The organism is Asticcacaulis sp., from assembly GCF_051954415.1.
In the GTDB taxonomy this organism is placed as follows: Bacteria; Pseudomonadota; Alphaproteobacteria; order Caulobacterales; family Caulobacteraceae; genus Asticcacaulis.
In genome coordinates this window covers 17,022-39,024 of sequence record NZ_JBQCHT010000015.1, presented here as the reverse complement: position 1 = coordinate 39,024, position 22,003 = coordinate 17,022, and the positions used below count along the sequence as shown (strand labels likewise).

Here is a 22,003-nt window from a genome sequence, read left to right as displayed (position 1 = left end):
TTTCAGGCCCGGAAAGGGATGGTAATCAGGCCACTAATTCATCTGAGGAGTTTATTCATGCGTCGTTTTAATCTGTCCGGTCGTAAAATGATCCTGGCCCTGACCGGTGTGGCCTTCCTGATGGCCGGCTGTACCACGGTCGATACCAGCAATGGCGTCAGGACCAGCAGCAATACCAAGTCGGGCGCGCTGATCGGCGCCGGCGCCGGTGCGGTGCTCGGTGCCCTGTCCAACAAGAATGACCGCCGCAAGAATGCTGTCATCGGTGCCGGTATCGGTGCACTGGCTGGCGCGGGCGTGGGCGCCTATATGGACCGCCAGAACAAGGATCTGCGCGCCAAGCTGGAAGGCCGCGGCGTCTATATCACCCGTTCGGGCGATAATATCATCCTGAACATGCCGGGTGATGTCACCTTCTCGTCGGGCAGTGCTGACCTGTCGTCCAGCTTTATGCCAGTGCTGAATGACGTCGGCGTCATCCTCAACCAGTACCCCTCGACCTATATCGACGTGGTCGGCCATGCCGACAGCACCGGTAACGCCGCCAGCAATATGGAGCTTTCCGAGCGCCGGGCCAATGCCGTGGCGGGTTATCTGGTCGGCCAGAAGGTTAAGGCCGAGCGCATATATATTGCCGGCGCCGGCGACACCCAGCCGATCGCCAGCAACGCCACGCCGGAAGGTCGTGCCAAGAACCGCCGCGTCGAAATCACCCTGCGCCCGGTGGAATAGCTTAGCATAGCTCAAGCGCCGGACTAGGCGCCCCCCATGGCTTGCCTCGCAAAGGCTCGGGCGGGCGGTCGCCCTTGCCGCGCAAGCGCGGAGCACTTTGTTTACCTTCTCCTTTGAAGGAATATCAAGGTTAGTCCTGTAAGACAGGCGGCATGGATAAACCGTGCCGCCTGTTCTTATTGGGCGCCGAGGTTGATGTGATCACCCCGGCCGATGTCATGGATTTCGTCGGTCGTAAGGTGGCCGCGAAAGCGCGCGCCATCGTGGCCAATCACAATCTGCACAGCCTGTACCTGTTTCAGCGCCGCGCCGACATGCGCGCCTTTTACGATAAGGCCGACCTGATCGAGATCGATTCCACGCCGATGATCGCCTGGGCTAAACTGATGGGACACAAGGTATCGCGTACCCATCGCTGCACCTATCTCGATTTCCGCGAGGAATTCTGGGCACTGGCGCAAAAGAACGGCTGGCGGGTCTATCATGTGGGTGGTGAAGCGGCGCACAATGCGGCTTCCAAGGCGGCAATCCTGGCCCGCTATCCGCAGGTGCATCTCGACCTGCACACCGGCTTTTTCGATATCAATGGCCCGGCCAATGCGCTGCTGCTGGCCGATCTCAGGGACAAGAAGCCGGATGTTCTGCTGGTCGGGATGGGAATGCCGCGTCAGGAAACCTGGATACTCAACAATCTCGATCATATGCCTGACTGCGTCATCCTGCCGGTGGGGGCGGCCTTCGATTACGAGGCCGGCGTCGTGTATACCCCGCCGCGCTGGACCGGTCGGCTGGGTATCGAGTGGCTCGTCAGGTTCTTTCACGAGCCGCAGCGTCTCTTCGAGCGCTACTTCATCGAGCCGTGGTGGCTCATACCGCAGGCCCTTAAAGATGTATGGGCCTTACGCGATGTATGGCGGCTTAGGCGTACTGCCTGATCGATTTTTGATGTTCACCGGGTCTTAATGAGCGGCGGGCAGGGGCCTAGCAATTAGGTGATGTAACCCATGACGCCACTCGATTATCAGGACGAGGCGGAAGATACCGCCGCCGTCCAGCGCGCCCTGCAGGCGGAGCGCCGCCAGACCGACAAAAACCATCCGCTCGAAAAGCCGCACAAGGCCATGCAGGCTGGCGCACGCAAATACCCGGAGCCGCCCCTGCCGGATCAGACGCTGGACAAGCCGGGCAGCGAATCTGATATGGCGCTAAAGCCCTTATACGACGCCCCCTTCTATAAAGGTTCCGGAAAACTGGAAGGAAAAGTGGCGCTGATCACCGGTGGTGATTCCGGCATTGGCCGGGCCGTGGCCATCCTCTATGCCCGCGAAGGCGCGGATGTCGCCATTGTCTTCCTTGATGAGCATGAGGATGCCGAACTGACGCGCAGCCTGGTGGAAGCCGAAGGGCGGCGCTGCCTGCTGATTTCGGGCGATGTGTCGGATCGGACCTTTGCCCGCGAGGCCGTAGCGCAGACCGTGGCCATGCTCGGCAAGCTGGACGTGCTCGTCAACAATGCCGCCTTCCAGCTTCACGCCCGGTTTGAAGACATCAGTGAAGAACAATTCGACAGGACGTTGAAAACCAATCTCTACGGTTATTTCCAGATGGCCCAGGCGGCGGTCGAGCATCTGCCCTATGGCGGGGCGATCGTGAATACCGGCTCGGTGACCGGCATCGAGGGCAGCCCTTCCCTGGTTGATTATTCGATGACCAAGGGCGGCATTCACGCCTTCACGCGCGCGCTGTCCGGTCAGTTGCTCGAACGCGGTATCCGCGTCAATGCGGTGGCGCCGGGACCGGTGTGGACGCCGCTCAATCCGGCCGACAAGACGCCGGATGAGGTATCCCAATTCGGTGCCCAGACGGCGATGAAGCGCCCGGCCCAGCCGGAGGAACTGGCCCCGGCCTATGTCTTCCTCGCCTCGGCGCAGATGTCCTCTTATATCACGGGCGAAATATTGCCTGTGGTTGGCGGTTACTAAGCTCGCCCTGATGGTCTGCAAATAGCCGTCTTTTTGCGCGCTCTTCCTCGTGTACCTCAGTACACTTCGCGTCGAGTGCTCAAAAGCCAACTATTTTCGCCACATCATGCCGGCTTAGCCGTAACGGGGCAATTAGAAGCAGTTAACCTGCATTAAGAAACATGCTTAACGCCCCTTTAACCGGCTGAAGGCAACATGCGGGCCACGGACGGGTAATGTCCGGATTACCAATCGCAGGGCTGCATGACCGACCTTATTCATCGTGATTTTTCACCACAGACCGATCCGGTCAAGAACAAGGTCGTGCTGATCACCGGCGGCACCGGTTCCTTCGGCCGGCGCATGGTTCAGACCCTGCTGGAGCACTATGATCCGCGCAAGGTGATCATCCTGTCGCGCGATGAACTCAAACAGTATGAGATGAAGAACGAACTGGAGGAGCGCTTCGACAAGCTGCAACTCTCCAAACTGCGTTTCTTCCTGGGCGATGTGCGCGACCGTGAACGCCTGGTCATGGCTTTCCGCGGGGTCGATATCGTCATCCATGCCGCCGCGCTGAAACAGGTGCCGGCGGCGGAATATAACCCTTCGGAGTGTATCGCCACCAATATCAACGGCGCGGAAAATGTTGTGGCCGCCGCTTTCGCCACGCATGTCAAACAGGTGGTGGCGCTTTCGACCGACAAGGCGTGTTCGCCGATCAATCTCTATGGCGCGACCAAGCTGGCTTCGGACAAGATTTTCGTCGCTGCCAATAACATGTCGGGCGATATCGGCACACGTTTCTGCGTGGTGCGTTATGGCAACGTCGTCGGCTCGCGCGGTTCAGTGGTGCCGTTCTTCAAACGTCTGCTGGAAAAGGGCGCGACCGAACTGCCGATCACCGATCCGCGCATGACCCGTTTCTGGATCTCGCTCGATCAGGGCGTGGCCTTTGTGCTGTCCTGCATGGAACTGACGCAAGGCGGCGAGATTTTCGTACCGAAGATCCCGGCGACGCTCGTCACCGACCTGGCCACCGCCATGGCGCCGAAGGCGAAGCAGGCGGTCATCGGCATCCGCCCCGGCGAAAAGCTGCACGAAATGATGATCTCGGCTGATGATGCCCGCTCGACCTATGAACTGGACGATCGTTACGTCATTGAGCCGGAATTCGCCGAATATACCCGCAAGAGCTTTGCCAAGGTGCGCGGTATCAAGAAGGTGCCGGAAGGTTTTTCCTATGCCTCGGATAACAATGAGGAGCGTCTGGACGCGGACGGCATCAGGGCTATGATGCAGGCGTACTTAGGATGACAGTTGGTTCTCTTTGTCCTCACCAGTTTACAGAGAGCCATTGCATATGGCTTTCGACAGTAAGATTTTTCTTCCCCCTCTCCCAGCGTAGCGGGGAGAGGACGGGAAGCAAGCCGCGAAAGCGGCGCGGGTGACCGGGTGAGGGGCTTCTTCTCAACTCATGGCGGCTCTAGGGCACCACAGCCCCTCACCCGATCGACTTCGGAAGCTCGTCTCTCGTCCTCTCCCCATATTCATGGGGAGAGGGGGGAGCTACAGACGATAGCGTAAAAAGGCGATAATATGACCTTTCTCCCCTATGGCCGCCAGTCGATCAGCGAGGCCGATATCGAGGCCGTGGTCGAGACCCTGCGGTCCGATTTCCTGACCACGGGGCCAATGGTCGAACGCTTTGAAACGGCCCTTGCCGAGACGGTCGGCGCCAAGGAAGCGGTGGTGGTTGCCAATGGCACGGCGGCCCTGCATCTGGCCGTCATGAGCGAGGAACTGTCGCCGCGCTGTGCCGTCATTGTGCCGGCCATTACCTTTGCTGCCTCCGCCAATTGCGTGGCCTATTGCGGCGCGTCGGTGATCTTCGCCGATGTCGATCCGGTCACCGGCCTGATGACTGATGAGACTTTCGATGACGCGCTGAAGATTCTGGAGCGCGATTATCACGGCCATCGCCTGGGCGGGGTCATTCCGGTCCATTATGCCGGCCGGCCGGTTGATCTTTCACATATTCGGGAAGTGTGCGAGGAGCATGGCTCCTTTGTTATCGAGGACGCCTGCCACGCCATCGGCACGGTGGGGCCGCAAGGGCCGGTCGGTTCATGCCAGAGCTCGACGGCTGCCTGCTTTTCCTTCCATCCGGTCAAGACCCTGACCACCGGTGAGGGCGGAGCCATCACCACCAATGATCCGGTGCTGGCGCGTCGGCTGCGGGCCTTGCGTTCGCACGGAATTGAGCGTGATCCGGCGCACTTTGTCGGCCTGCGTTACGATGGTGAGGGGGATGAAGGCCCATGGGTCTATGAGCAGCAGTGCCTGGGTTATAATTACCGTCTGCCGGACATCAATTGCGCTCTTGGCCTGTCGCAATTGAAGCGCCTGCCGGAATTTGCCGCCCGGCGCAAGGCGCTGGTGGCGGCCTATCAGGCGGCGCTGGCTTCAGCGAATATTCCGGTAAACTGGAAATATTCCGAGTATGATACCGTCTTCCATCTGTTTGCGGTGAATATCGATTTTGCTGTCCTTGGTACGACCCGCACTACCGTCATGGCCGGTTTGCGCGAGCGCGGCATCGGCACGCAGGTGCATTACGCGCCGGTCAATCGTCAGCCATACTGGCAGACCCGCGCGCTTGCCCAGCGCGAGCTGCCGGGCGCCGACCGCTTCTATCAGAACACACTCTCTTTACCGCTCTATGCTGATATGGCGGATGACGACCCCGCGAGGGTCATTCAAGCCCTGAGCGAAGTATTATGAGTCTTGAAGTCACGATTGCCGGCCGCAAGATCGGCGCTGATCACGAGCCCTATATTATCTGCGAACTGTCGGGCAATCATAACGGCTCGCTCGATCGCGCACTGAAGATGATCGATGCCGCCGCCGATACCGGCTGTGACGCCATCAAGCTTCAAACCTATACCGCCGACACCATCACCATGAAATCCGACCGGCCGGAATTCCAGCTCAAGGGCGGACTGTGGGACGGCTATTCGCTCTATGATCTCTATCAGGAAGCCCATACGCCCTGGGACTGGCATCCGGCGCTTTTCGAGCGGGCGAAACAGCGTGGCGTGCCACTGTTTTCTTCGCCGTTTGATAATACGGCGGTGGACCTTCTGGAAAGCTTAGGGGCGCCGGCCTACAAGATCGCCTCGTTCGAACTGGTCGATCTGCCGCTGGTCGCCTATGTGGCGCAGCAGGGCAAGCCGATGATCATGTCCACCGGCATGGCCAATGCCAGTGAAATCGACGCGGCGGTACAGACCGCGCGCAAGTTCGGCTCCGGCGAAATCATCCTGCTGCATTGCGTCTCGGAATACCCGGCCAATATCGCCGATGCCAACGTCCGCACCGTGCCGGACCTCGGCAATAAGTTCGGCTGCGTGTCCGGTCTGTCTGATCATACCTTTGGTACTGCCGCGTCGGTCGCATCGGTAGCGCTGGGCGGCTGCGTGATCGAGAAACATTTTACCCTGGCTCGCGCCGATGGCGGACCGGATTCCGGCTTCTCGCTGGAACCAGCGGAATTCACGGCCCTGGTGCGTGACTGCAAGGATGCCTGGAAGGCGCTCGGCCGCGTCCATTACGAGACGCTTGGCACGGAGCAGGGCTCAAAAACCTTCCGCCGTTCGCTCTATGTGGTGAAGGATATCAAGGCCGGCGAGGTGCTGACGAATGACAATATCCGCTCAATCCGTCCGGGGCTGGGCCTGTCGCCCTCGCAGCTTTGGAACGTCATCGGCAAGACCGCCAGCCGCGATCTGGCGCGCGGCGAACCGTTGGCAATGGATATGATTGCATAGTCTCCTCCCTATCGCTTGCGATGGGGAGGTGTCAGCGCAAAGCCCGAAGGGCTGGTGTCGCTGACGGAGGGGCGCTTTTCCGGAACCTGCCATAACGCACCCGCTTCAATTTCTGAGCCGCGCCCCTCCGTCATTTGCTCCGCAAATGCCACCTCCCCATTTGAGAAATGGGGAGGAGAGCGTACCCCCACGTCCCGGCCTGCGAATCGGCATAGGCCTGGTGGATTTCCTGCACCGTATTCATCACAAATGGGCCATGCGCCACGATTGGCTCGTTGATCGTGTCGGCATGACCGAACAGCACCACGCTGTCCTTCACCGCCTCGATATCGATCAGACCGCCATTGCCGAACTCGACCAGATTCCAGTGCGGCACATCGGTGCCATTGACCGCCAGATCGCCGCGCACGACATAGAGAAACACATCGCGGCCTTCGAGATTATCAAAACTGATCCGCCCGCCGGCCTTCATTTCCAGCGTCGACATGAACACGCTGGTGAGCGACTCAATCGGCCCATCCAGTCCGCGCCAGTGACCGGAGATCAGGTTGAGCGTCACGCCATCGGCCTCACTGGTCGGGATTTCGCGCTTCTGCACGCCGGTATAGCGCGGCGCGGTCATTTTCAGCCGCGCCGGCAGATTGATCCATAGCTGCAAGATTTCCATCGGCCCGCCTGAGCGCTTGAAGGCTTCCGGCGAGACCTCCTCATGCACAAGCCCGCTGCCGGCCGTCATCCACTGCACGCCGCCGGCGTGGATGATGCTCTCATGGCCGCCGGTGTCGCGGTGGGCCAGATCGCCTTCCAGGATGAAGGTGACGGTTTCAAAGCCGCGATGCGGATGCGGGCCAAAGGGCAGCCCGCGATTATTCGGCGCATAGGTTTGCGGGCCGTGGTGATTGAGGAAGAGAAAGGCGCCAATATTGTTCAGTTGCCGCGAAGGCACCGGCCGGCGTGTCACCAGGTCGCCGATATCGTCACGATAGGCGCTGTGCAGGGCGATGACGGGTTTCATTTCGGACATTTCACGCGCTCCTTGGCTACACGCAGGCTTGAACCTCTGAGGTCATGCGGTCAAGCTTTTGGCCATGCACCGAACATAATTTTGAGGTAAAGAAGAGCCCACAGAGCGGAGTAAAGCGTCGATGAAATCCCTGATCACAAACACATGTCTGATTGCGGGCGCGGGCCTGATGCTGGCCCAGCCGGTGCTGGCGCAAACAAACGACAGGCAAGGCGACACTCTGCGGCCCTATAGCCAGCAGGAACTGCGCCGCGCCTATGAGCAGGGACGGGCTGATCAGGCGCGCGATAGTGGGTATCCGGCGCCGGTGCGCGAAGGCCGCGAACCCGTAGGTTATTGCTATCAGCGCCAGGCCAGCGCCCGCGCCACCGGCACCATTGTCGGCGCCGTGCTGGGCGGGGTGGTCGGCAACGGCCTGTCCAACCGCTGGAACCGCGGCGGCAATACCATCGGCGGCGCCATGGTGGGCGGTCTGCTCGGTAATGCCGTCGGGTCGGATAGCGTCCAGTGCTACCAGAACGCCTACTATGCCTATGATGATGGCTATTACGCGCCGCCGCCCCCGCCGCGCGGCTATGTCACTGTCTTTTTCTCCAGCAGCCCCGGCTATCGCTATGGCTACCATCATTATCGCGGCCGCCCTTACGGCTATGGGCGTCACTGGTAAGATATGATAAGGCGAGGTCATGGATACCCTGACCTCGCCGATTTCTCTGGCCCTTTTCTGGCTCGATTACGCCGCCGTGGCCGTCTTCGCCATGACCGGCGCACTGGCGGCGGCGCGCAAGAAACATGATATCGTCACCTTCGGCTTCTTCGCCGCCATCACCGGTGTTGGCGGCGGCACCATGCGTGATCTGCTGATCGGTGCGCCGGTGTTTTGGGTGCAGCGGCCGGGCTATGTCATGGCCTGCCTGGCGGCGGCGATAGGCGTATGGTTCTTCGCCAAACGCGGCTGGCGCTTCCGCGCGCTTTTGTGGCTCGATGCCGTGGGGCTGGCGGCTTATGCGGTGGTAGGGACCGGCAAGGCGATGGGGTTGGGCGTCCATCCTTTCACCGCAGTCATCATGGGGGTGCTGACCTCATGCTTCGGCGGCATTATCCGTGATGTGCTGGCGGGTGAGCCGAACCTGCTGCTGAGCCGAGAAATCTACATCACGGCGGCGTTATTGGGTGCAGCCGTCTTTGCCGGCCTGAAACTGATGGGGGGCGATTTCTGGCTGGCGGCGATCATCGGCTTTCTCGCCGCCTTTGCCCTGCGCGCCTGCGCTATCAAATACAATCTGCGTCTGCCGGGGTTTGCTCAGGGCGGCGGCGAGACGGAGTATTAACCCGCTTTCGGTTTGGCGACTTTTGCTGCCACCTTGGCTTTATTTTCAGATTCTTTTGGAGCAGATTCCAGACACTCGAACTGGGTACAGGCATCACGAAACGACTGCGGCGTATTGGCTTTTCCGAAACCATAAACCTTGAAACCACCTTGTCGTAGACGTAAGGCCAGTGGTGTGAAATCGCTATCGGAAGAAACAATACAGAAGCTGTCGACAAGGTACGTCTGCGCCATGTCGAGTGCGTCAATGACCATGGCGATGTCTGTGGCATTCTTTCCTGATGCACAGGCGGGCTGCTGTTTTATCTGCAGGGCATAACGCGCACGGGATTCCTGCCAGTTGGTAACATTGGATTCACGGCAATAAACATTGCGCACATTTGCCGTGCCCAATACGCTGAGCTTTCGCCAGGCGGTAATAGCTAACTGCGGGGGTATATTATCACCATCGATATAGACGGCCAGCTTTTGCGGTGTTTGTGTCATAGCAACAAACTACCACAGATTGCCTAACCGCCCTTTAAAACCCTATAGGTGACTTCGGCGACTTCCCAATCTTCTGGCGTATCGATATCCACCACCTGGGTGCGCGGCAGGATAACGGGCGCTGAAATGGGCGAGAAGGCGATCTCGCCGTTCAGCCAGGCATCACGCCAGCCCCAGTAGAACTGCGCGGCGTCATGATAGGCGGGTTCCAGATCCTGCGAGCGCTTGGTCAGGTTTTCCGGCCAGAACATATCGACGCTACCGTCGGGTGTCTGGCGCAGGGCGCGCTGGATCGGGAAGGGGAACGAGGTGACGCTGAAAGCAAAGCGCTTGCCTTGCAGTTTTTCCCAGCCTTCTTTCAGGCGTTCCGGATCGATCAGGGGGGCGGTGGCATAGATGCAGCAGGCGGCGTCATAAGTTATGCCGTGTTCCGCAAACCATTGCAGGGCGTGGATTACCACGGCGCCGGTGCCGGCATGATCATTGGCCAGGTCTGCCGGACGCATAAAGGGAATATCGGCGCCGAAGGATCGCGCCACCTCGGCGATCTCTTCATCATCGGTGGAGACGACCACGCTGTCGAACAGGCCGGACTCTAAAGCCGCCCGGATCGAATAGCTGATCATCGGCCGGCCGAAGAAGGGCTTGATATTCTTGCGCGGAATGCGTTTCGAGCCGCCGCGCGCCGGGATGATGGCGACGCGCTTCATGGCTTTAAAGGCCGACCAGGACCGCCAGGTCGTTCAGGGTTTTGGCGCCCTTGAGCTGTTCGCCATCGACAATCTGATCCATGTCGCTGTCGACCATGGCCACGAAGGAGATGACCGACAGGCTATCCCAGTTGCCGACATCGCTGATCAGTTCGTCGCCGGTCAGGCCCGCCGGATCGGCTTCGAGGATTTCGGCGACGGCGGCGAAGAAGGCGGGCTTATCCATGGTGTGCTCCTGATATACTGGCCTTAAGGAAATCCCGATTCCGTCAATATTCCCTTAAATTCTTGATGCGCAGGTTGTGATTGGTGGCGCCAAAGCGAATCACCGATAAGCGTTGCGTAATCGAGGAAGCGGTCATGACCGAAGCGACAATGAAAGGCGTCAGTATTCGCGGTATTCGCGCCTGCGTGCCGGCCGAGACGCGCGATCTGGCCGCTGAAAACCTGATCCCCGATGAAGCCGAACGCGAACGCCTGATCGGCTCGATCGGTGTGCGCTCGCGTCACATCGCCCGCCCGGATATCCTGACCTCCGACCTGTGCCAGAAGGCCGCCGATGGCCTGCTCGACGAACTCGGCTGGGCGCGCGATAGCATCGATGTTCTGATCATGGTGACGCAGAGCGCGGATTACGTCATTCCGGCCACGGCCTGCGCCCTGCAATCGCGGCTGGGGCTTGGCTCGTGCTTGGCATTTGATATCAATCTCGGCTGTTCGGGCTATGCCTATGGTCTGTGGACCGCCGCCTCGCTTATGCAGACGCTGAAGGTTTCTGGCCGTCCGGCGCGCGCATTGGTCCTGGCCGGTGATGTCTCGACGTCCAAGCTGCTGGAAGGTGACCGGGCGACGATTCCGCTATTTGGCGATGCCGGTTCGGCCACGGCGCTGGAAATTGATCCGAAGGCGGATGAGATGTTTGGCGTCTTCGGCACGGACGGTTCCGGCGCGGCCCATATCATGGTTGAAGCCGGTGGTTTGAAGCATCCATTGCTGCCGCCTAAAGAGCCGCACCCGCCGGAAAAGGCCGAGGCACTGTACCGCAAGTCGCGCCTGCATCTGAACGGTACCGAGGTCTTCAATTTCACCCTGAAAAATGTCCCGACGCTGGTGAAGGGCATATTGGAAACGGCCAACACGACGATCGATGAGGTCGACTATGTCCTGTTCCATCAGGCCAATGTCTTCATGCTCAATCACCTGCGCAAGAAGTCGGGGCTGCCGGAAGACAAGGTGCCGATCGCCATGGAGACCTATGGCAATACCTCCTCGGCCTCGATCCCGCTGACCATCGCCGCCAAACTGGCCGACAAGTTCGATAGACCGCAAAGTCTGGTGATGATGGGCTTTGGCGTCGGCTGGTCGTGGAGCGCCATCAAGATGACGGTCGGGCCGATACCGGCGCCGCAGGTCGTGGAACTGGCCTGATGTACCAGGAACGGCTTGGCCAGATACCGGCGGATCATTACTGGCGCGAGGATGTGCTCGCCGCCGAAATCGATCATGTCTTCAGGCCGTCCTGGCTGTGCGTCGGCTTTGTGCATGACCTGCAAAACGACAAGGATTTCATCACGGCGCAGATCGGCCCGCATTCAATCGTGGTGCAGAATTTCGGCGGCGCGTTGAAAGCGTTCCGCAATGTCTGTTCGCACCGCTTCTCGAAGATCCAGTGCGGCAAGGGCAATCGCGTCCTGCAATGCCCCTATCACGGCTGGACCTATGACGGGGCAGGCAAGCCGATCGGCATTCCGCTCAATAATCAGAGCTTCGGTTTCGATGAAACGGACAAGACCCGGCTGGCGCTGGAAGCCTATGAACTGGAAACCGTCGGCCATTTCGTCTTTGTGCGGATGAAACCGGGCGGGCCCTCGCTGGCCGAGTTTCTCGGCAGCTTTTATGATGATCTGAAACACGTCAGCGACATCTGTCCGGATCAGTTCGAGCAGGAAAGCTATGACTGGGCGGCCAACTGGAAGCTGGGCATGGACAATGCCGCAGAGGGCTATCACGTACCGCTGGTCCATGCCGACAGCTTCGGACTGATCCTCAGCATCGACCTGAAGATTTCGACTGATGGCGACCACAGCCGCTATGTCGGCAATCTTAAGGAGCGTTCGCTGAAATGGTGGGGCCAGGTAGCGAAAAGTATCAAACTGGAGGCATCAGAGCGCTATCCGCAATATGGCAACTTCCTGATCTTCCCTAATATTGTCGTCACTTTTTCGGCCGGCGCCTTCCTGACCTTCCAGACCTTCGAGCCGACTGGCCCGCAGACCTTGCGAATCCATTCGACCTCGTGGCTGGCGAAGAACAATGGCCGGGCGGCGCGCGGCATGGTGATTGATTCTTTGAAAAGTTTCTCTGAACAGGTGCGCAATGAGGACCGCGATATCTGCGCCACCGCGCAACTGGGCACCCGCGATGCACCGCCGCAGCGTCCGCCGGTGCTGGGTGAACTGGAAGGACGCATCGCGCATTTTCAGAAGGCGTATGCCAAGCGCATGAAGGGCGTCATATGACCGGTTTCAACCCCATGTCTTTGGCTGGCCGTACTATCCTGATTACCGGCGCCACCAGTGGCATAGGCAGGGCGACGGCCATCTATCTGTCGAAACTAGGTGCGCGTGTGGTTGCTTCCGGCCGCAACCAAGCGCGCCTGGATGAAACCCTGGCGGCGCTCGAAGGCGACGTCCATATCGGCCGCCTGTTCGATCTGGCTGACCTTGACGCCATAGTGCCGTGGCTGAAGGCACTATGTGCCGAAATTGGTCCTTTAAACGGCATCGCCCATTGCGCCGGCGTACAGGCCACCCGACCGATCCAGGCAGTGAAGCCCGATTTCGTCATGGATGTGCTGACGCAAAATCTTGGCGCGGCCCTGATGCTGGCGCAAGGCTTTCGCCTCAAGGCGTGTCATGGCTCACCGGCTTCCTTGGTCTACTGCTCGTCTTCTGCCGCGTTGAAAACCGCACCCGGCAATGTGGTCTATGCGGCTTCCAAGGGCGGTATTGTTTCGGCGGTGAAGGGGCTGGGTGTCGAACTGGTGCGCGATGGCGTAAGGGTCAATGCCGTGGCCCCGGCCATGGTCGATACGCCGATGTCGGACCAGTTTCGCACCATCCTCTCCGAAGAGAATTTCCAACGCGTGGTCGATATGCACCCGCTGGGCCTGGGCCGGCCGGATGACGTTGCCGCCGCCATCGCCTTCCTGCTGGCCGACACCTCGCGCTGGATCACCGGCTCGATATTATCCGTAGACGGAGGGTTTCTGGCGTGAATGCGGTTTCGCCGATCAAGCCCTCGCGCAAGATATCGCTGTCGATCAGCGAAACACATAGCCATGGGGCGCTCGGCTATCTCGAAATGGGCAATCCGGCGGGCGAAACCGTGGTTTTCGTCCATGGTTTCGGCGCCGACCTCCTGACCTGGCAATTCTGCCTGGTGCCGCTGGTGGCGAAATATCGTCTGCTCGCGCTGGACCTGCCGGGACATGGTCGAAGCACGCCCGATGTCGGGGCGGCGGACCTGGCGTTTATGATCCACTGGCTGGATGAAGCTTTTGGTGTGCTGGGCGTGAAGCAAGCGCATGTGATCGGCCATTCCATGGGGGCCAAAATCGCGTTGGGCTTCGCTGTCAGCCATGCGTCGCGCGTGAAATCCCTGTCGCTGATTTCACCGGCCGGCCTGGGCGGCGCGTTTCATCACGAAACATTGGACGCCTTCCTCAATCAGGGTGACGCCGAAGCCTTGGCCCGTCATCTGCTGGGGCCAAAAGGGCAGTCGCTGGGCGCGTCCCTGACGGCCTCGCTATCGAATGCCGTCGCCGATCCGGGGCGCAATGACGCCTTGAAAGCGCTACTCGGTAATGCGAAAATCTATGGTCTGGCGCTTTCGCCCGAAGGGTTCGACTGGTCTCGCGTGGTCTGCCCTGTCCAGATATTGTGGGGCGATCATGACCGACTGATCCCCATGCCTGAGGCGCATCGTCTGCCCCCGTCCGCGCCGGTTCATCTCATTGAAGGCGCCGGCCACTTGCCGCATATGGAGGCACCCGCCGCCGTTATTGCACATCTCAAGGACTTTCTGCCGTGACCGCTCTCGACCTCATCCGTGAAGAACTGACGCAAATCCTGATCGACAAGGGCGCGGCCACCGGCGATATCACTGCCGATACGCCGCTGCTCAATGGGCCGCTAGATATCGACAGCCTCGATCTGGCGACGCTCGTTGTCATTCTGGAGGAAAAGACCGGTCTGACGCCCTTTGCTGAGGGGTTTGTCCTCTTCCACACGGCCGGCGAACTGGCGGCGCTTTTCGGTGATGGTCATGACTGACGCGTCGCGCAAATGGGTGCTGGTGAGTGGAGTCAGCCGCGGCCTGGGCCTGGGCCTGGCGCGCGACCTGCTGGCTCAGGGTTACGGCGTGGCCGGATGCAGCACGACCTTTGGCGACGATTTGCAGGCGCTGAAGGCGGTTCATGGCGAGTGGTTTTTCTGGCAGGACGTCGATATGGCCGATACGGCGGCGATCGAAGCCTTCGTTTTGGCGGCGGTGAAATCCTTTGAAGGCCATCGTCTGTGGGGCGTGGTCAATAATGCCGGCATGTCGGTCGAGGGCATCCTCTCGACGCTTCCGGTCAGCGATGTCGAAAAGGTTTTGCAGGTCAACCTGACCGGGGCGATCTGCCTGGCACGGTCGGCCCTGCGCCAGATGATGAAGACGCGCAAGCCGGGCCGCATTATCAATATATCCTCCATCACCGGCCTGCGCGGTTATACCGGCCTGACCGCTTATGCGGCGTCGAAAGCCGGGCTGGATGGGTTTTCGCGGGCCTTGTCGCGTGAGGTCGGTCGCGTCGGCATTACTGTCAATTCGGTGGCGCCCGGCTATATGAAAACACGGCTTTCCGAAGGACTGGATGACAGGCAGCTCGATCAGATCGTCCGGCGCACGCCGCTGGGCCGGCTGTGCGAAGTGGCGGATATCGTCCACCTGGTCCGCTTCCTGCTGTCGGAAGAGGCCGGTTTCATTACCGGTCAGACCCTGGTGGTCGATGGGGGGCTTACCTCGTAATGGTCAGCTTTACCGCCCGTGCGCCGAAGCTTTGCGGCATCGTTACCGCCCTGCCGCAGGCCGTCAGTGAAAACGCCGACCTGGCGACCAGCTTCGGCGCGGAAACCATGGCCAAGATCATCGCTGCCACAGGGATCGAGCGCCGGCCGGTGGCCGATCGTCATACGGTCAGCCAGTTGGGCGTGGCAGCGGCGGAAGTCCTGCTCGAAAAGCTCAACTGGGCGCGCGAAACCATTGGCCTGCTGATCGTGGTGACGCAAACGCCTGACTACCCGCTGCCAAGCACAGCCTGCGTCATGCAGAATGCCCTCGGACTGGCGAAAGAGACGGCGGCTTTCGACCTGGGCCTGGGCTGTTCGGGTTATGTTTACGGGCTTTCGGTCGCCAACGCCCTGATGCAGTCGGGTGGCATTTTCCGGGCCTTGCTGGTGACCGGCGATATCACCACCCACATGATTTCCGACAGCAACCGTTCTCTGGCGCCGCTGTTTGGTGATGGCGTGGCGGTGACCGCGCTGGAATTGTCCGAAGGCGGATTAATTTCTTTTGACCTTGGCTCCGATGGCTCCGGCGCGCCTTACCTGATCTCGAAAACCGGCGGCCTCGCCGAGCCGGGGGTGGCTGAACTCTTTATGGACGGCACCCAGGTCATGGCCTTTTCTCTGAAACAGGTGGCGCCGTCGATCGAGCGTGCCCTGGCCTCGGCGGGACGGACGATCGCGGACGTTGATCATGTGATCCTGCATCAGGCCAATGCCATGATGATCCGGACCCTGGGCCACAAGATCAAGGCGCGCGACGATCAGATGGTCTATGCCGTGCGCGATTTCGGCAATACGTCTTCAGCGTCGATCCCGCTGGCCATCTGCGATCACCTGAACCGGATACGGCCCCAGCCGAATATGTCCTTTCTGTTGTGCGGCTTCGGTGTTGGCTGGTCCTGGGCCACGGCGGTCTGGCAGACCGAAGCGCCGGCCTGTCACGATATTATCCGGGTGGCGTAGATGCGCCTCTTCATCCGCACCGAAGCCTCATCGCAGATCGGCATGGGCCATTTCATGCGCTGTTTCGCCATTGCTCAGGAAGCAAGGGCGCAGGGCATTGAGGTGACGTTTCTGCTCAATGAGTTGGGCGCGGCAGTGAGCGCGCGGTTGGTGCAGATTGGTGCGAAGGGCGTGGCCATTGATGGCGCCCTGGGCAGCACGGCCGATTTCATGGCCCGGGGCGCGGTGGGCCTGATGGGGGAGGACTGGGTGCTGATCGACAGCTATGCGGCAAGCGAAGACTATATCTCGCTGCAGAGAAAAGCGGCGCGGGTGGCTGTAATTGATGATCTCAATGCGTTGGAACAGTTCGATTGCGATCTGCTTATCAATCCCGCTCAGGCGGCACGGCCGGTTGAATACGAACGCAAAACGAAGGCAAGGCTGCTGTTGGGGCCGGATTATGCCCTGATCCGCAGGGAGTTTCTTGAGGCGGGAAGCGCCGGTGGAGCGGCGATTACGGTCATGTTCGGCGGCAGCGATCCGACACAACTGACCGCGCGCTGCGCCGAAGCCGTTCATGCGGCACTGCTGGACATTGATATTCGTCTGATTGCCGGCCCGGCCAATCAGCATACGGATGATCTGGTCAGGCTGGCTCAAAACCGCGAACATATTCAGGTGTTTGCCTCGCCCGAAAGCGTAGCCGATGTGTTAGCCGGCAGTGCCCTTGTGATCACGGCGGCTGGCGGCAGTGTCGGTGAGGTGGCGGCCATGGGGCTGCCCGCCCTGGTTCTGGTGGTTTACGACAATCAGGCGGCTGCGCTAAAGGCCTGTCCTTTCCCGGTGATCGATGCCCGCGCGGGTCTGCCCGATGATCTGGGCGCGCGCGTCAAGACGCTGATGGATGATCCGGCCGCCCGCGCGGATATTGCGCGCAAGGGTCATGCCGTGGTCGATGGGCTGGGACCGAAACGTATCGTGGAGGCTTTGCGCCGTGTATGATTTCCTGTCCTATCGCCGGATCACGCCGGATGATGCCCGTCTGTTGCTGGACTGGCGGACGGCGCCGCATATCACAAAATATATGCTGACCGATGTGCCCTACGATATCGCGCGCCAGGTTGCGTGGATCGAGCGCTGCAATGCGCGCGAAGATTACCAGCACTGCATCATCCGGATCGAAGGCCGCGATGTCGGCTATGCCTCGATTACGGTGACCGACCAGCAATCCGGCATTGGTGAAATCGGTGTCTATATCGGTGATGCCGAGGCACCTAAGGAACTGACCATCTACAATTTCGTCGGCACGCTCAATCATGCCTTCTTCACTATGGGGCTGCACAAGATCGTCAATCATGTGGTGGCGTGGAATGACCGCACGGTGCGCCTGCAAGCCTTCAATGGTTATCGCGCGGTCGGGGTGCTAAAGGATCATACCCTTAAGGACGGCATCCGTCACGACCTGCATATTTTCGAGCAATCGGCGGCGCACTGGGCGGAATTTCGCAGGAAATTTAAAGATAACCGTAACTGGTGGGGCGAAGAGACCGTATATAGGGGTTGAAGGAGATATCTGATGACCAAATCTGCCCTTGGCTTTGATCTCACCCCGCCGACCGATGCGCAAAAGCAGGAACTGGCCGCGCGGCTCGATCCGGAAGCCCGCCGTATCCTGCTCAATGCCGGCACCGAGCCGGCCTTCTGCGGCAAGTTCGATGAATATGAAGAAGAAGGCGCCTATGTCTGCAATCTGTGCGACCTGCCGTTGTTCGACAGCCATGCCAAGTTCCATTCCGGTTCGGGCTGGCCGAGCTTCTATCAGGGCATAGATAAGGATCACATCCGCAATATTGTCGACCGTTCGCACGGCATGTCCCGGATCGAAATCCGCTGCGCGCGTTGTGACTCACACCTGGGCCACGTGTTTGAAGACGGCCCGCGCCCGACCGGCCTGCGCTATTGCCTCAATTCGGTGGCGATGGAATTCATTCCTGAAGGCCAGCCCCTGCCGGATCGCCTGCACCGCGGGGCACCAGAGGGCGAAGTGCTTACCTTACCGTCCGCGTAAGGAAGAAATTCACGATTTTACCGCATGATGCACCCCTTCACAGTGGGGCGCAAATGCAGAAGCTATTGCACGGAGTGATGAATCTGAAGGCCCGGACCCTGTTCGGGCTGGTATTTGCGGCGGGTTTTGGCCTGCTTCTGGCGATCCTTATTCTGCTGCATTCCTCGCTCGGCATGGTCGCTGAGAAGACCAATGAACTGGATACGCGCCGCGCCGAGGAAACCGCGCAGGCCGCCATTACCACCACCATCGACAATCTCACCGCCACACTGACCGACAATGCCGTATGGAATGGCGGCCAGGAGGAAATCTACAACAAGGGCATTGAGCCGGACTGGCTCTATTCGACCTGGGGCAACAAGGCCAGCGACCGGAACGCCTATGATGGGGCATTTGTGCTGGATTCGGATTATCGGATTCTGTGGGGCTATATCGATGGCAAGCCCTATCCCGGCGGCAGCCTTGCGCGCTTCGGCGCCGGCTTCAATACCCTGGTCAAGGCGGATCCGTCGCAGATTTCGTCAGGCGAACGTGTAGTGGTCGGCCTCTCCGAAACCTGGAAGGGGCCGGCCATTGTCGGCATCAGCCTGATCCGCCGTTCGGATTCCGGCATTGCCAGTCTGGGCACGACCCGGCGCTATCTGGTGATGACCCGCCACCTGACCCCGGCCCTCCTGAAACCCATCGGTACGACCTTCGGACTGGCCAATCTGCGCCTTGCGGCTTCCGGCGAAGCCGTGGCCCCGGCGAAAAGGCTGCGCAGCGCCGCCGGTGATATCGGTCAATTGACCTGGAGCGCGCGCAAGCCCGGCATGGAAGCGGCCCGCGCCGCCGCCTGGGGCATCCGCAAGGTGGGCCTGGTCACGGCTCTGCTCATCCTGCTGTTCACCGCCGCCAGCGCCTTCGGACTGTATCGCCTGTCCAAGAGCGAAAAGCTGGCGCGCAGTTTCGCCCTGACCGACGGGCTGAGCGGCCTGCCCAATCGTCGCGCCCTGTTTGAACTGGTCCAGAAGGCGAAATCCGGCCGTGGCCCGGTGCATAAGACCGTGGTCTATCTCGACCTCGACGGTTTCAAGGAAGTCAACGACATCTATGGCCATGCCACCGGCGACAAGCTGATCATGATCGTGGCGGCCATGCTGAAGGGCATCATGCCCGAAGGCGCTTTGCTGGCGCGCATGGGGGGCGACGAATTCGCCATGGTGCTGACCGGGCCGGAGGCCATGAAGCCGTGCCTCGATTTTGCCAGAGCCATTCTGGATTTCTTCGCCAAACCGGTGCGGATCGGTGAGCGCAGTTTGCAGGTGGGCGCCAGTATCGGCATCGCCGCGGCGGATATCAAAACGGTGCGCAGCCAGGAACTTTTCCGTCGCGCCGATATGGCGATGTATGAATCGAAAAGCGCCGGCAAGAACCGCATCACGCTTTATGACGCTGAGCTGGATGCCGAGCGCCTGCGCAAGGCCGCCATCGAGGCCGGTATCCGCAAGGGGCTGGAGGCGGACGAGTTCGATGTCGTCTACCAACCGATTGTCGAGGCGCGCAGCGGCACGATCAGCAGCGTAGAGGCCCTGGTGCGCTGGCCGCGCCGCCCGGAAGGCGCGCTGATGCCGGATCAGTTTATTGATGTCGCGGAGGCCAGTGGGCTGATTCATCCGCTCGGCCAGTTTGTGCTGAAAAAAGCGTGCAATGACCTGCGCGATGTGCCGGGCCTGCGCCTGAGCGTCAACCTGTCGCCGGCGCAGTTCCGTGATCCGGAGCTTGAGATCAAGGTGGCGAAAACCCTGGAAGAAACCGGCTTCCCGACCGACCGCCTCGAACTGGAAGTGACCGAAGGCTATCTGATCGAAAATCCGGCGCGGGCTGTGGCCGCCATCGGTAATCTCAAGGCGCTGGGGGTTTCCATGGCGCTCGATGATTTTGGCACGGGTTATTCGAGCATCGGCTATCTGAAGCGCTATGATTTCGACAAGATCAAGATCGACAAGTCGATGGCTGGCACGGTGGACCGCGATCCGCAGGCGGCGGCGCTGGTGGCCGGCACGGTGGCGATTGCCCAGGCGCTGAATATCTCGGTCACAGCCGAAGGTGTCGAAACCGAAGACCAGGCGCGTCTGCTCAGACTAGCGGGCTGTCAGTATCTGCAGGGCTATCTCTACAGCCGCCCGAAACCGCTGGCGGAGGTTATACAACGGCGCGAAACCGCAGCCGAAACCTCGGTGGCCTAGCTGTCGGCCGGCGCCGGATCATACATGATTTTCACCAGATCGGTATGGGGCGTGCCGTCCTTGATCGCTTTCAGCAGTGCCGTGGCGTGCCGGGCGCCCTCGCCGCCGTGCGGATTTTCAGCGATGACCTGAAGGACATCGGCGGCATCCGACACCCGATCTTTCTGGATCAGCAGGTAGACCGCCTGGAAGGCGAAAGCTGACACCGCGGGTTCAAGATTATAGGCCTGGATGGCGGCATTGAGGGCATTGTCATCCGGATAGCCGAGCTGGTCATAGCCGGCCAGGGACAGGTAATAGAGGGCGGAGGCATTGAGCGGATCGGCCTTATAGGCCGCGCCCAGCGCCTTGCGCGCCTTTTTCAGGACGCCGGACAAGTCGGCTTCATTTGTCGCATCGGAGATAGCGAGGCGATAATAAGCTTCTCCCAGCCGGAAGGCGGCTTCTGCATCGGCCGGATGCGCGGCTGTATAAGGCGTCAGCCAGGCAATGGCTTTTTGCGGATCGCCACCTATGACCTCGGCGCGGGCCAATATCAGTTGCGCCGCGTCGTCATCCGGGAATTTCGCGGCTTCGCGGCGAATGTTGGCGAGAGTCTTCGGAACCTGTTCGGAAGGCAGGCCCGAACTTATGCCGGCGTCGAGCAGAAGCAACTTGTTGAGAGATGCCGGCAGATACGTGGTCTTGATGACCGGCTCGGGCATGTCCTTGATGGCGTAAACCTTGGCCGGCATTTTATGAAAATAATCGTTCAGTTCGAAGGTTAGCTGTTTCATCGACAGGCCAAAACTGGCTTCAAACGCGCTTGCCGGATCTTCGCCCTGGCGATAGGCCTTGAGATAGGCGCGGAACTGCGTCATGCGCTCCGGCGCGGCGAAAATCCAGTGGGTCAGCAGCCAGGATTGAGCGTAATAGGCTTCGGTATCGGCGCTATTGCCCTGCCAGGACGTGGCGCTGCGCAGTAGCTTGTCATAGCGGATCGAGCTGAAGCCGTTCAGGGTGCGGGCGCGATCGCTCCAGAACAGGCCAACGGCGACCTGATCGTCATGCAGGCGCGCTGTGCCGTAATATTCGGCGAAGCCTTCGACAAACCATGGCGGATAGCGTTCCAGGTCGTGTTTGTACATGAAGTCGTGGGCGTATTCGTGAAACAGGATGATCTGGCTGGTGCTTTCCGGCTGATGCAGGGCATCACGGGCCGTCGATACCAGGCGGTCGGGAAAGACGGCCATGGCAGACGTGCCTTCGGTGTCGAAAATGAAGACGCCAGCGGCGCCGGATGGCAAGTCAGGACGAATAGTGGTCAGGGCTGGCCGGCTGGTCAGCAGATAGACCCGGAGCGGCGGCAGGCTTTCCATATCCTGGGAACCGTAGAAGCTGTTCAGAATAAAGCGGTACTGCTCCAGATTGCGCAGGTAGGCTTCTGTCGTTGAGGGGCCCATCTGGCTGTAGACGGTGAAATGCGCCGATTTCGCCTGCACCCAGTCGGCGGCCCGAACTGTAAGTGGTGTCAGAAGGCAGGTCAGAGCAGACAGCCACACTAACAGGCTGCGTGATTTTACAATGGTATGCACG

Annotated in this window: 24 protein-coding genes; 19 read left to right on the top strand and 5 right to left on the bottom strand. The window is 60.2% G+C overall.

Features of this window, described 5'->3' with window-relative positions; translation table 11 throughout:
• The first annotated feature begins 57 nt into the window (after positions 1–57).
• The 6 genes from ACTHND_RS05250 (at position 58) to pseI (ending at position 6,523) form a co-directional block, all read left to right on the top strand.
• Positions 58–732, top strand: coding sequence for an OmpA family protein (locus ACTHND_RS05250; RefSeq protein WP_440176465.1), 675 nt, complete (start codon positions 58–60; stop codon positions 730–732).
• A gap of 152 nt (positions 733–884) precedes the next feature.
• Positions 885–1,667, top strand: a complete 783-nt coding sequence (locus ACTHND_RS05245; protein WP_440176464.1) for a WecB/TagA/CpsF family glycosyltransferase — start codon at positions 885–887, stop codon at positions 1,665–1,667.
• A gap of 69 nt (positions 1,668–1,736) precedes the next feature.
• A complete protein-coding gene (locus ACTHND_RS05240) occupies positions 1,737–2,714 on the top strand; it encodes an SDR family oxidoreductase (protein WP_440176462.1) in 978 nt (325 codons plus the stop codon).
• Between the two features lie 243 nt (positions 2,715–2,957).
• Positions 2,958–4,010 (top strand): UDP-N-acetylglucosamine 4,6-dehydratase (inverting), encoded by a 1,053-nt coding sequence (gene pseB, locus ACTHND_RS05235; protein ID WP_440176460.1) that lies wholly within the window; start codon positions 2,958–2,960, stop codon positions 4,008–4,010.
• A gap of 282 nt (positions 4,011–4,292) precedes the next feature.
• A complete protein-coding gene (gene pseC / locus ACTHND_RS05230; protein WP_440176458.1) occupies positions 4,293–5,477 on the top strand; it encodes a UDP-4-amino-4,6-dideoxy-N-acetyl-beta-L-altrosamine transaminase in 1,185 nt (394 codons plus the stop codon).
• Positions 5,474–6,523: a pseudaminic acid synthase gene (gene pseI, locus ACTHND_RS05225; protein WP_440176456.1), complete on the top strand. Its 1,050-nt coding sequence runs from the start codon at positions 5,474–5,476 to the stop codon at positions 6,521–6,523. Before pseC ends, pseI begins: the two co-directional genes overlap by 4 nt.
• A 130-nt stretch (positions 6,524–6,653) precedes the next feature.
• Here pseI and ACTHND_RS05220 read toward each other — a convergent pair whose 3' ends face one another.
• The gene (locus ACTHND_RS05220; RefSeq protein WP_440176454.1) at positions 6,654–7,547 is read right to left on the bottom strand and encodes a pirin family protein; all 894 of its coding nucleotides are present in this window, start codon (positions 7,545–7,547) and stop codon (positions 6,654–6,656) included.
• A 121-nt stretch (positions 7,548–7,668) separates the two neighbouring features.
• Here ACTHND_RS05220 and ACTHND_RS05215 point away from each other — a divergent pair, with 121 nt between their 5' ends.
• Entirely contained in the window at positions 7,669–8,214 is a 546-nt protein-coding gene (locus tag ACTHND_RS05215; protein ID WP_440176452.1) for a glycine zipper 2TM domain-containing protein, read from the top strand.
• A gap of 19 nt (positions 8,215–8,233) precedes the next feature.
• Positions 8,234–8,878: a trimeric intracellular cation channel family protein gene (locus ACTHND_RS05210; RefSeq protein ID WP_440176450.1), complete on the top strand. Its 645-nt coding sequence runs from the start codon at positions 8,234–8,236 to the stop codon at positions 8,876–8,878.
• Here the strand turns inward: ACTHND_RS05210 and ACTHND_RS05205 are convergent.
• Genes ACTHND_RS05205 through ACTHND_RS05195 form a run of 3 tightly spaced genes read right to left on the bottom strand, consistent with a single transcriptional unit; the run spans position 8,875 to position 10,299 of the window.
• The gene (locus tag ACTHND_RS05205; RefSeq protein WP_440176448.1) at positions 8,875–9,363 is read right to left on the bottom strand and encodes an NYN domain-containing protein; all 489 of its coding nucleotides are present in this window, start codon (positions 9,361–9,363) and stop codon (positions 8,875–8,877) included. The two genes, ACTHND_RS05210 and ACTHND_RS05205, sit on opposite strands and share 4 nt — an antisense overlap.
• Before the next feature lie 23 nt (positions 9,364–9,386).
• Entirely contained in the window at positions 9,387–10,073 is a 687-nt protein-coding gene (gene pseF / locus ACTHND_RS05200; RefSeq protein WP_440176446.1) for a pseudaminic acid cytidylyltransferase, read from the bottom strand.
• A gap of 4 nt (positions 10,074–10,077) precedes the next feature.
• Positions 10,078–10,299 (bottom strand): phosphopantetheine-binding protein, encoded by a 222-nt coding sequence (locus ACTHND_RS05195; RefSeq protein WP_440176444.1) that lies wholly within the window; start codon positions 10,297–10,299, stop codon positions 10,078–10,080.
• Positions 10,300–10,433: 134 nt separating this feature from the next.
• Here ACTHND_RS05195 and ACTHND_RS05190 point away from each other — a divergent pair, with 134 nt between their 5' ends.
• The 11 genes from ACTHND_RS05190 to ACTHND_RS05140 all read left to right on the top strand — a co-directional run bounded on the left by ACTHND_RS05190 (position 10,434) and on the right by ACTHND_RS05140 (position 20,428).
• Positions 10,434–11,501 (top strand): 3-oxoacyl-ACP synthase III family protein, encoded by a 1,068-nt coding sequence (locus ACTHND_RS05190; protein WP_440176442.1) that lies wholly within the window; start codon positions 10,434–10,436, stop codon positions 11,499–11,501.
• Positions 11,438–12,592, top strand: a complete 1,155-nt coding sequence (locus ACTHND_RS05185) for an aromatic ring-hydroxylating oxygenase subunit alpha (protein ID WP_440176440.1) — start codon at positions 11,438–11,440, stop codon at positions 12,590–12,592. The genes ACTHND_RS05190 and ACTHND_RS05185 overlap by 64 nt, the downstream gene beginning before the upstream one ends.
• On the top strand, positions 12,589–13,350 hold the full coding sequence (locus ACTHND_RS05180; RefSeq protein ID WP_440176438.1) for an SDR family NAD(P)-dependent oxidoreductase: 762 nt from the start codon (positions 12,589–12,591) through the stop codon (positions 13,348–13,350). Before ACTHND_RS05185 ends, ACTHND_RS05180 begins: the two co-directional genes overlap by 4 nt.
• The gene (locus ACTHND_RS05175) at positions 13,347–14,165 is read left to right on the top strand and encodes an alpha/beta fold hydrolase (protein ID WP_440176436.1); all 819 of its coding nucleotides are present in this window, start codon (positions 13,347–13,349) and stop codon (positions 14,163–14,165) included. The genes ACTHND_RS05180 and ACTHND_RS05175 overlap by 4 nt, the downstream gene beginning before the upstream one ends.
• Positions 14,162–14,407, top strand: coding sequence for a phosphopantetheine-binding protein (locus tag ACTHND_RS05170; protein ID WP_440176434.1), 246 nt, complete (start codon positions 14,162–14,164; stop codon positions 14,405–14,407). The genes ACTHND_RS05175 and ACTHND_RS05170 overlap by 4 nt, the downstream gene beginning before the upstream one ends.
• Positions 14,400–15,146 carry an SDR family NAD(P)-dependent oxidoreductase gene (locus tag ACTHND_RS05165; protein ID WP_440176432.1) on the top strand — a complete coding sequence of 249 codons (747 nt, stop codon included), beginning with the start codon at positions 14,400–14,402 and terminating at the stop codon, positions 15,144–15,146. Before ACTHND_RS05170 ends, ACTHND_RS05165 begins: the two co-directional genes overlap by 8 nt.
• Positions 15,146–16,150 carry a ketoacyl-ACP synthase III gene (locus ACTHND_RS05160; RefSeq protein ID WP_440176430.1) on the top strand — a complete coding sequence of 335 codons (1,005 nt, stop codon included), beginning with the start codon at positions 15,146–15,148 and terminating at the stop codon, positions 16,148–16,150. Before ACTHND_RS05165 ends, ACTHND_RS05160 begins: the two co-directional genes overlap by 1 nt.
• Complete coding sequence (pseG, locus tag ACTHND_RS05155) at positions 16,151–17,134, top strand: UDP-2,4-diacetamido-2,4,6-trideoxy-beta-L-altropyranose hydrolase (RefSeq protein ID WP_440176428.1); 984 nt, start codon at positions 16,151–16,153, stop codon at positions 17,132–17,134. It abuts the gene before it with no gap.
• Positions 17,127–17,696 carry a GNAT family N-acetyltransferase gene (locus tag ACTHND_RS05150; RefSeq protein ID WP_440176426.1) on the top strand — a complete coding sequence of 190 codons (570 nt, stop codon included), beginning with the start codon at positions 17,127–17,129 and terminating at the stop codon, positions 17,694–17,696. The genes pseG and ACTHND_RS05150 overlap by 8 nt, the downstream gene beginning before the upstream one ends.
• A gap of 12 nt (positions 17,697–17,708) precedes the next feature.
• Complete coding sequence (gene msrB, locus ACTHND_RS05145) at positions 17,709–18,200, top strand: peptide-methionine (R)-S-oxide reductase MsrB (protein ID WP_440176424.1); 492 nt, start codon at positions 17,709–17,711, stop codon at positions 18,198–18,200.
• Between the two features lie 77 nt (positions 18,201–18,277).
• The gene (locus tag ACTHND_RS05140; protein ID WP_440176422.1) at positions 18,278–20,428 is read left to right on the top strand and encodes a bifunctional diguanylate cyclase/phosphodiesterase; all 2,151 of its coding nucleotides are present in this window, start codon (positions 18,278–18,280) and stop codon (positions 20,426–20,428) included.
• Here the strand turns inward: ACTHND_RS05140 and ACTHND_RS05135 are convergent.
• Positions 20,425–22,002, bottom strand: coding sequence for a hypothetical protein (locus ACTHND_RS05135; RefSeq protein ID WP_440176420.1), 1,578 nt, complete (start codon positions 22,000–22,002; stop codon positions 20,425–20,427). The genes ACTHND_RS05140 and ACTHND_RS05135 overlap by 4 nt on opposite strands.
• Between the last annotated feature and the right edge of the window lies 1 nt (position 22,003).

Excerpts from the sequence above, each read along its gene's own strand:
- ACTHND_RS05250 (WP_440176465.1), top strand. The coding sequence starts at position 58 with ATGCGTCGTTTTAATCTGTCCGGTCGTAAAATGATCCTGGCCCTGACC.
- ACTHND_RS05245 (WP_440176464.1), top strand. The coding sequence starts at position 885 with ATGGATAAACCGTGCCGCCTGTTCTTATTGGGCGCCGAGGTTGATGTG.
- ACTHND_RS05240 (WP_440176462.1), top strand. The coding sequence starts at position 1,737 with ATGACGCCACTCGATTATCAGGACGAGGCGGAAGATACCGCCGCCGTC.
- pseB (WP_440176460.1), top strand. The coding sequence starts at position 2,958 with ATGACCGACCTTATTCATCGTGATTTTTCACCACAGACCGATCCGGTC.
- pseC (WP_440176458.1), top strand. The coding sequence starts at position 4,293 with ATGACCTTTCTCCCCTATGGCCGCCAGTCGATCAGCGAGGCCGATATC.
- pseI (WP_440176456.1), top strand. The coding sequence starts at position 5,474 with ATGAGTCTTGAAGTCACGATTGCCGGCCGCAAGATCGGCGCTGATCAC.
- ACTHND_RS05220 (WP_440176454.1), bottom strand. The coding sequence starts at position 7,547 with ATGTCCGAAATGAAACCCGTCATCGCCCTGCACAGCGCCTATCGTGAC.
- ACTHND_RS05215 (WP_440176452.1), top strand. The coding sequence starts at position 7,669 with ATGAAATCCCTGATCACAAACACATGTCTGATTGCGGGCGCGGGCCTG.
- ACTHND_RS05210 (WP_440176450.1), top strand. The coding sequence starts at position 8,234 with ATGGATACCCTGACCTCGCCGATTTCTCTGGCCCTTTTCTGGCTCGAT.
- ACTHND_RS05205 (WP_440176448.1), bottom strand. The coding sequence starts at position 9,363 with ATGACACAAACACCGCAAAAGCTGGCCGTCTATATCGATGGTGATAAT.
- pseF (WP_440176446.1), bottom strand. The coding sequence starts at position 10,073 with ATGAAGCGCGTCGCCATCATCCCGGCGCGCGGCGGCTCGAAACGCATT.
- ACTHND_RS05195 (WP_440176444.1), bottom strand. The coding sequence starts at position 10,299 with ATGGATAAGCCCGCCTTCTTCGCCGCCGTCGCCGAAATCCTCGAAGCC.
- ACTHND_RS05190 (WP_440176442.1), top strand. The coding sequence starts at position 10,434 with ATGACCGAAGCGACAATGAAAGGCGTCAGTATTCGCGGTATTCGCGCC.
- ACTHND_RS05180 (WP_440176438.1), top strand. The coding sequence starts at position 12,589 with ATGACCGGTTTCAACCCCATGTCTTTGGCTGGCCGTACTATCCTGATT.
- ACTHND_RS05165 (WP_440176432.1), top strand. The coding sequence starts at position 14,400 with ATGACTGACGCGTCGCGCAAATGGGTGCTGGTGAGTGGAGTCAGCCGC.
- ACTHND_RS05160 (WP_440176430.1), top strand. The coding sequence starts at position 15,146 with ATGGTCAGCTTTACCGCCCGTGCGCCGAAGCTTTGCGGCATCGTTACC.
- pseG (WP_440176428.1), top strand. The coding sequence starts at position 16,151 with ATGCGCCTCTTCATCCGCACCGAAGCCTCATCGCAGATCGGCATGGGC.
- msrB (WP_440176424.1), top strand. The coding sequence starts at position 17,709 with ATGACCAAATCTGCCCTTGGCTTTGATCTCACCCCGCCGACCGATGCG.
- ACTHND_RS05140 (WP_440176422.1), top strand. The coding sequence starts at position 18,278 with ATGAATCTGAAGGCCCGGACCCTGTTCGGGCTGGTATTTGCGGCGGGT.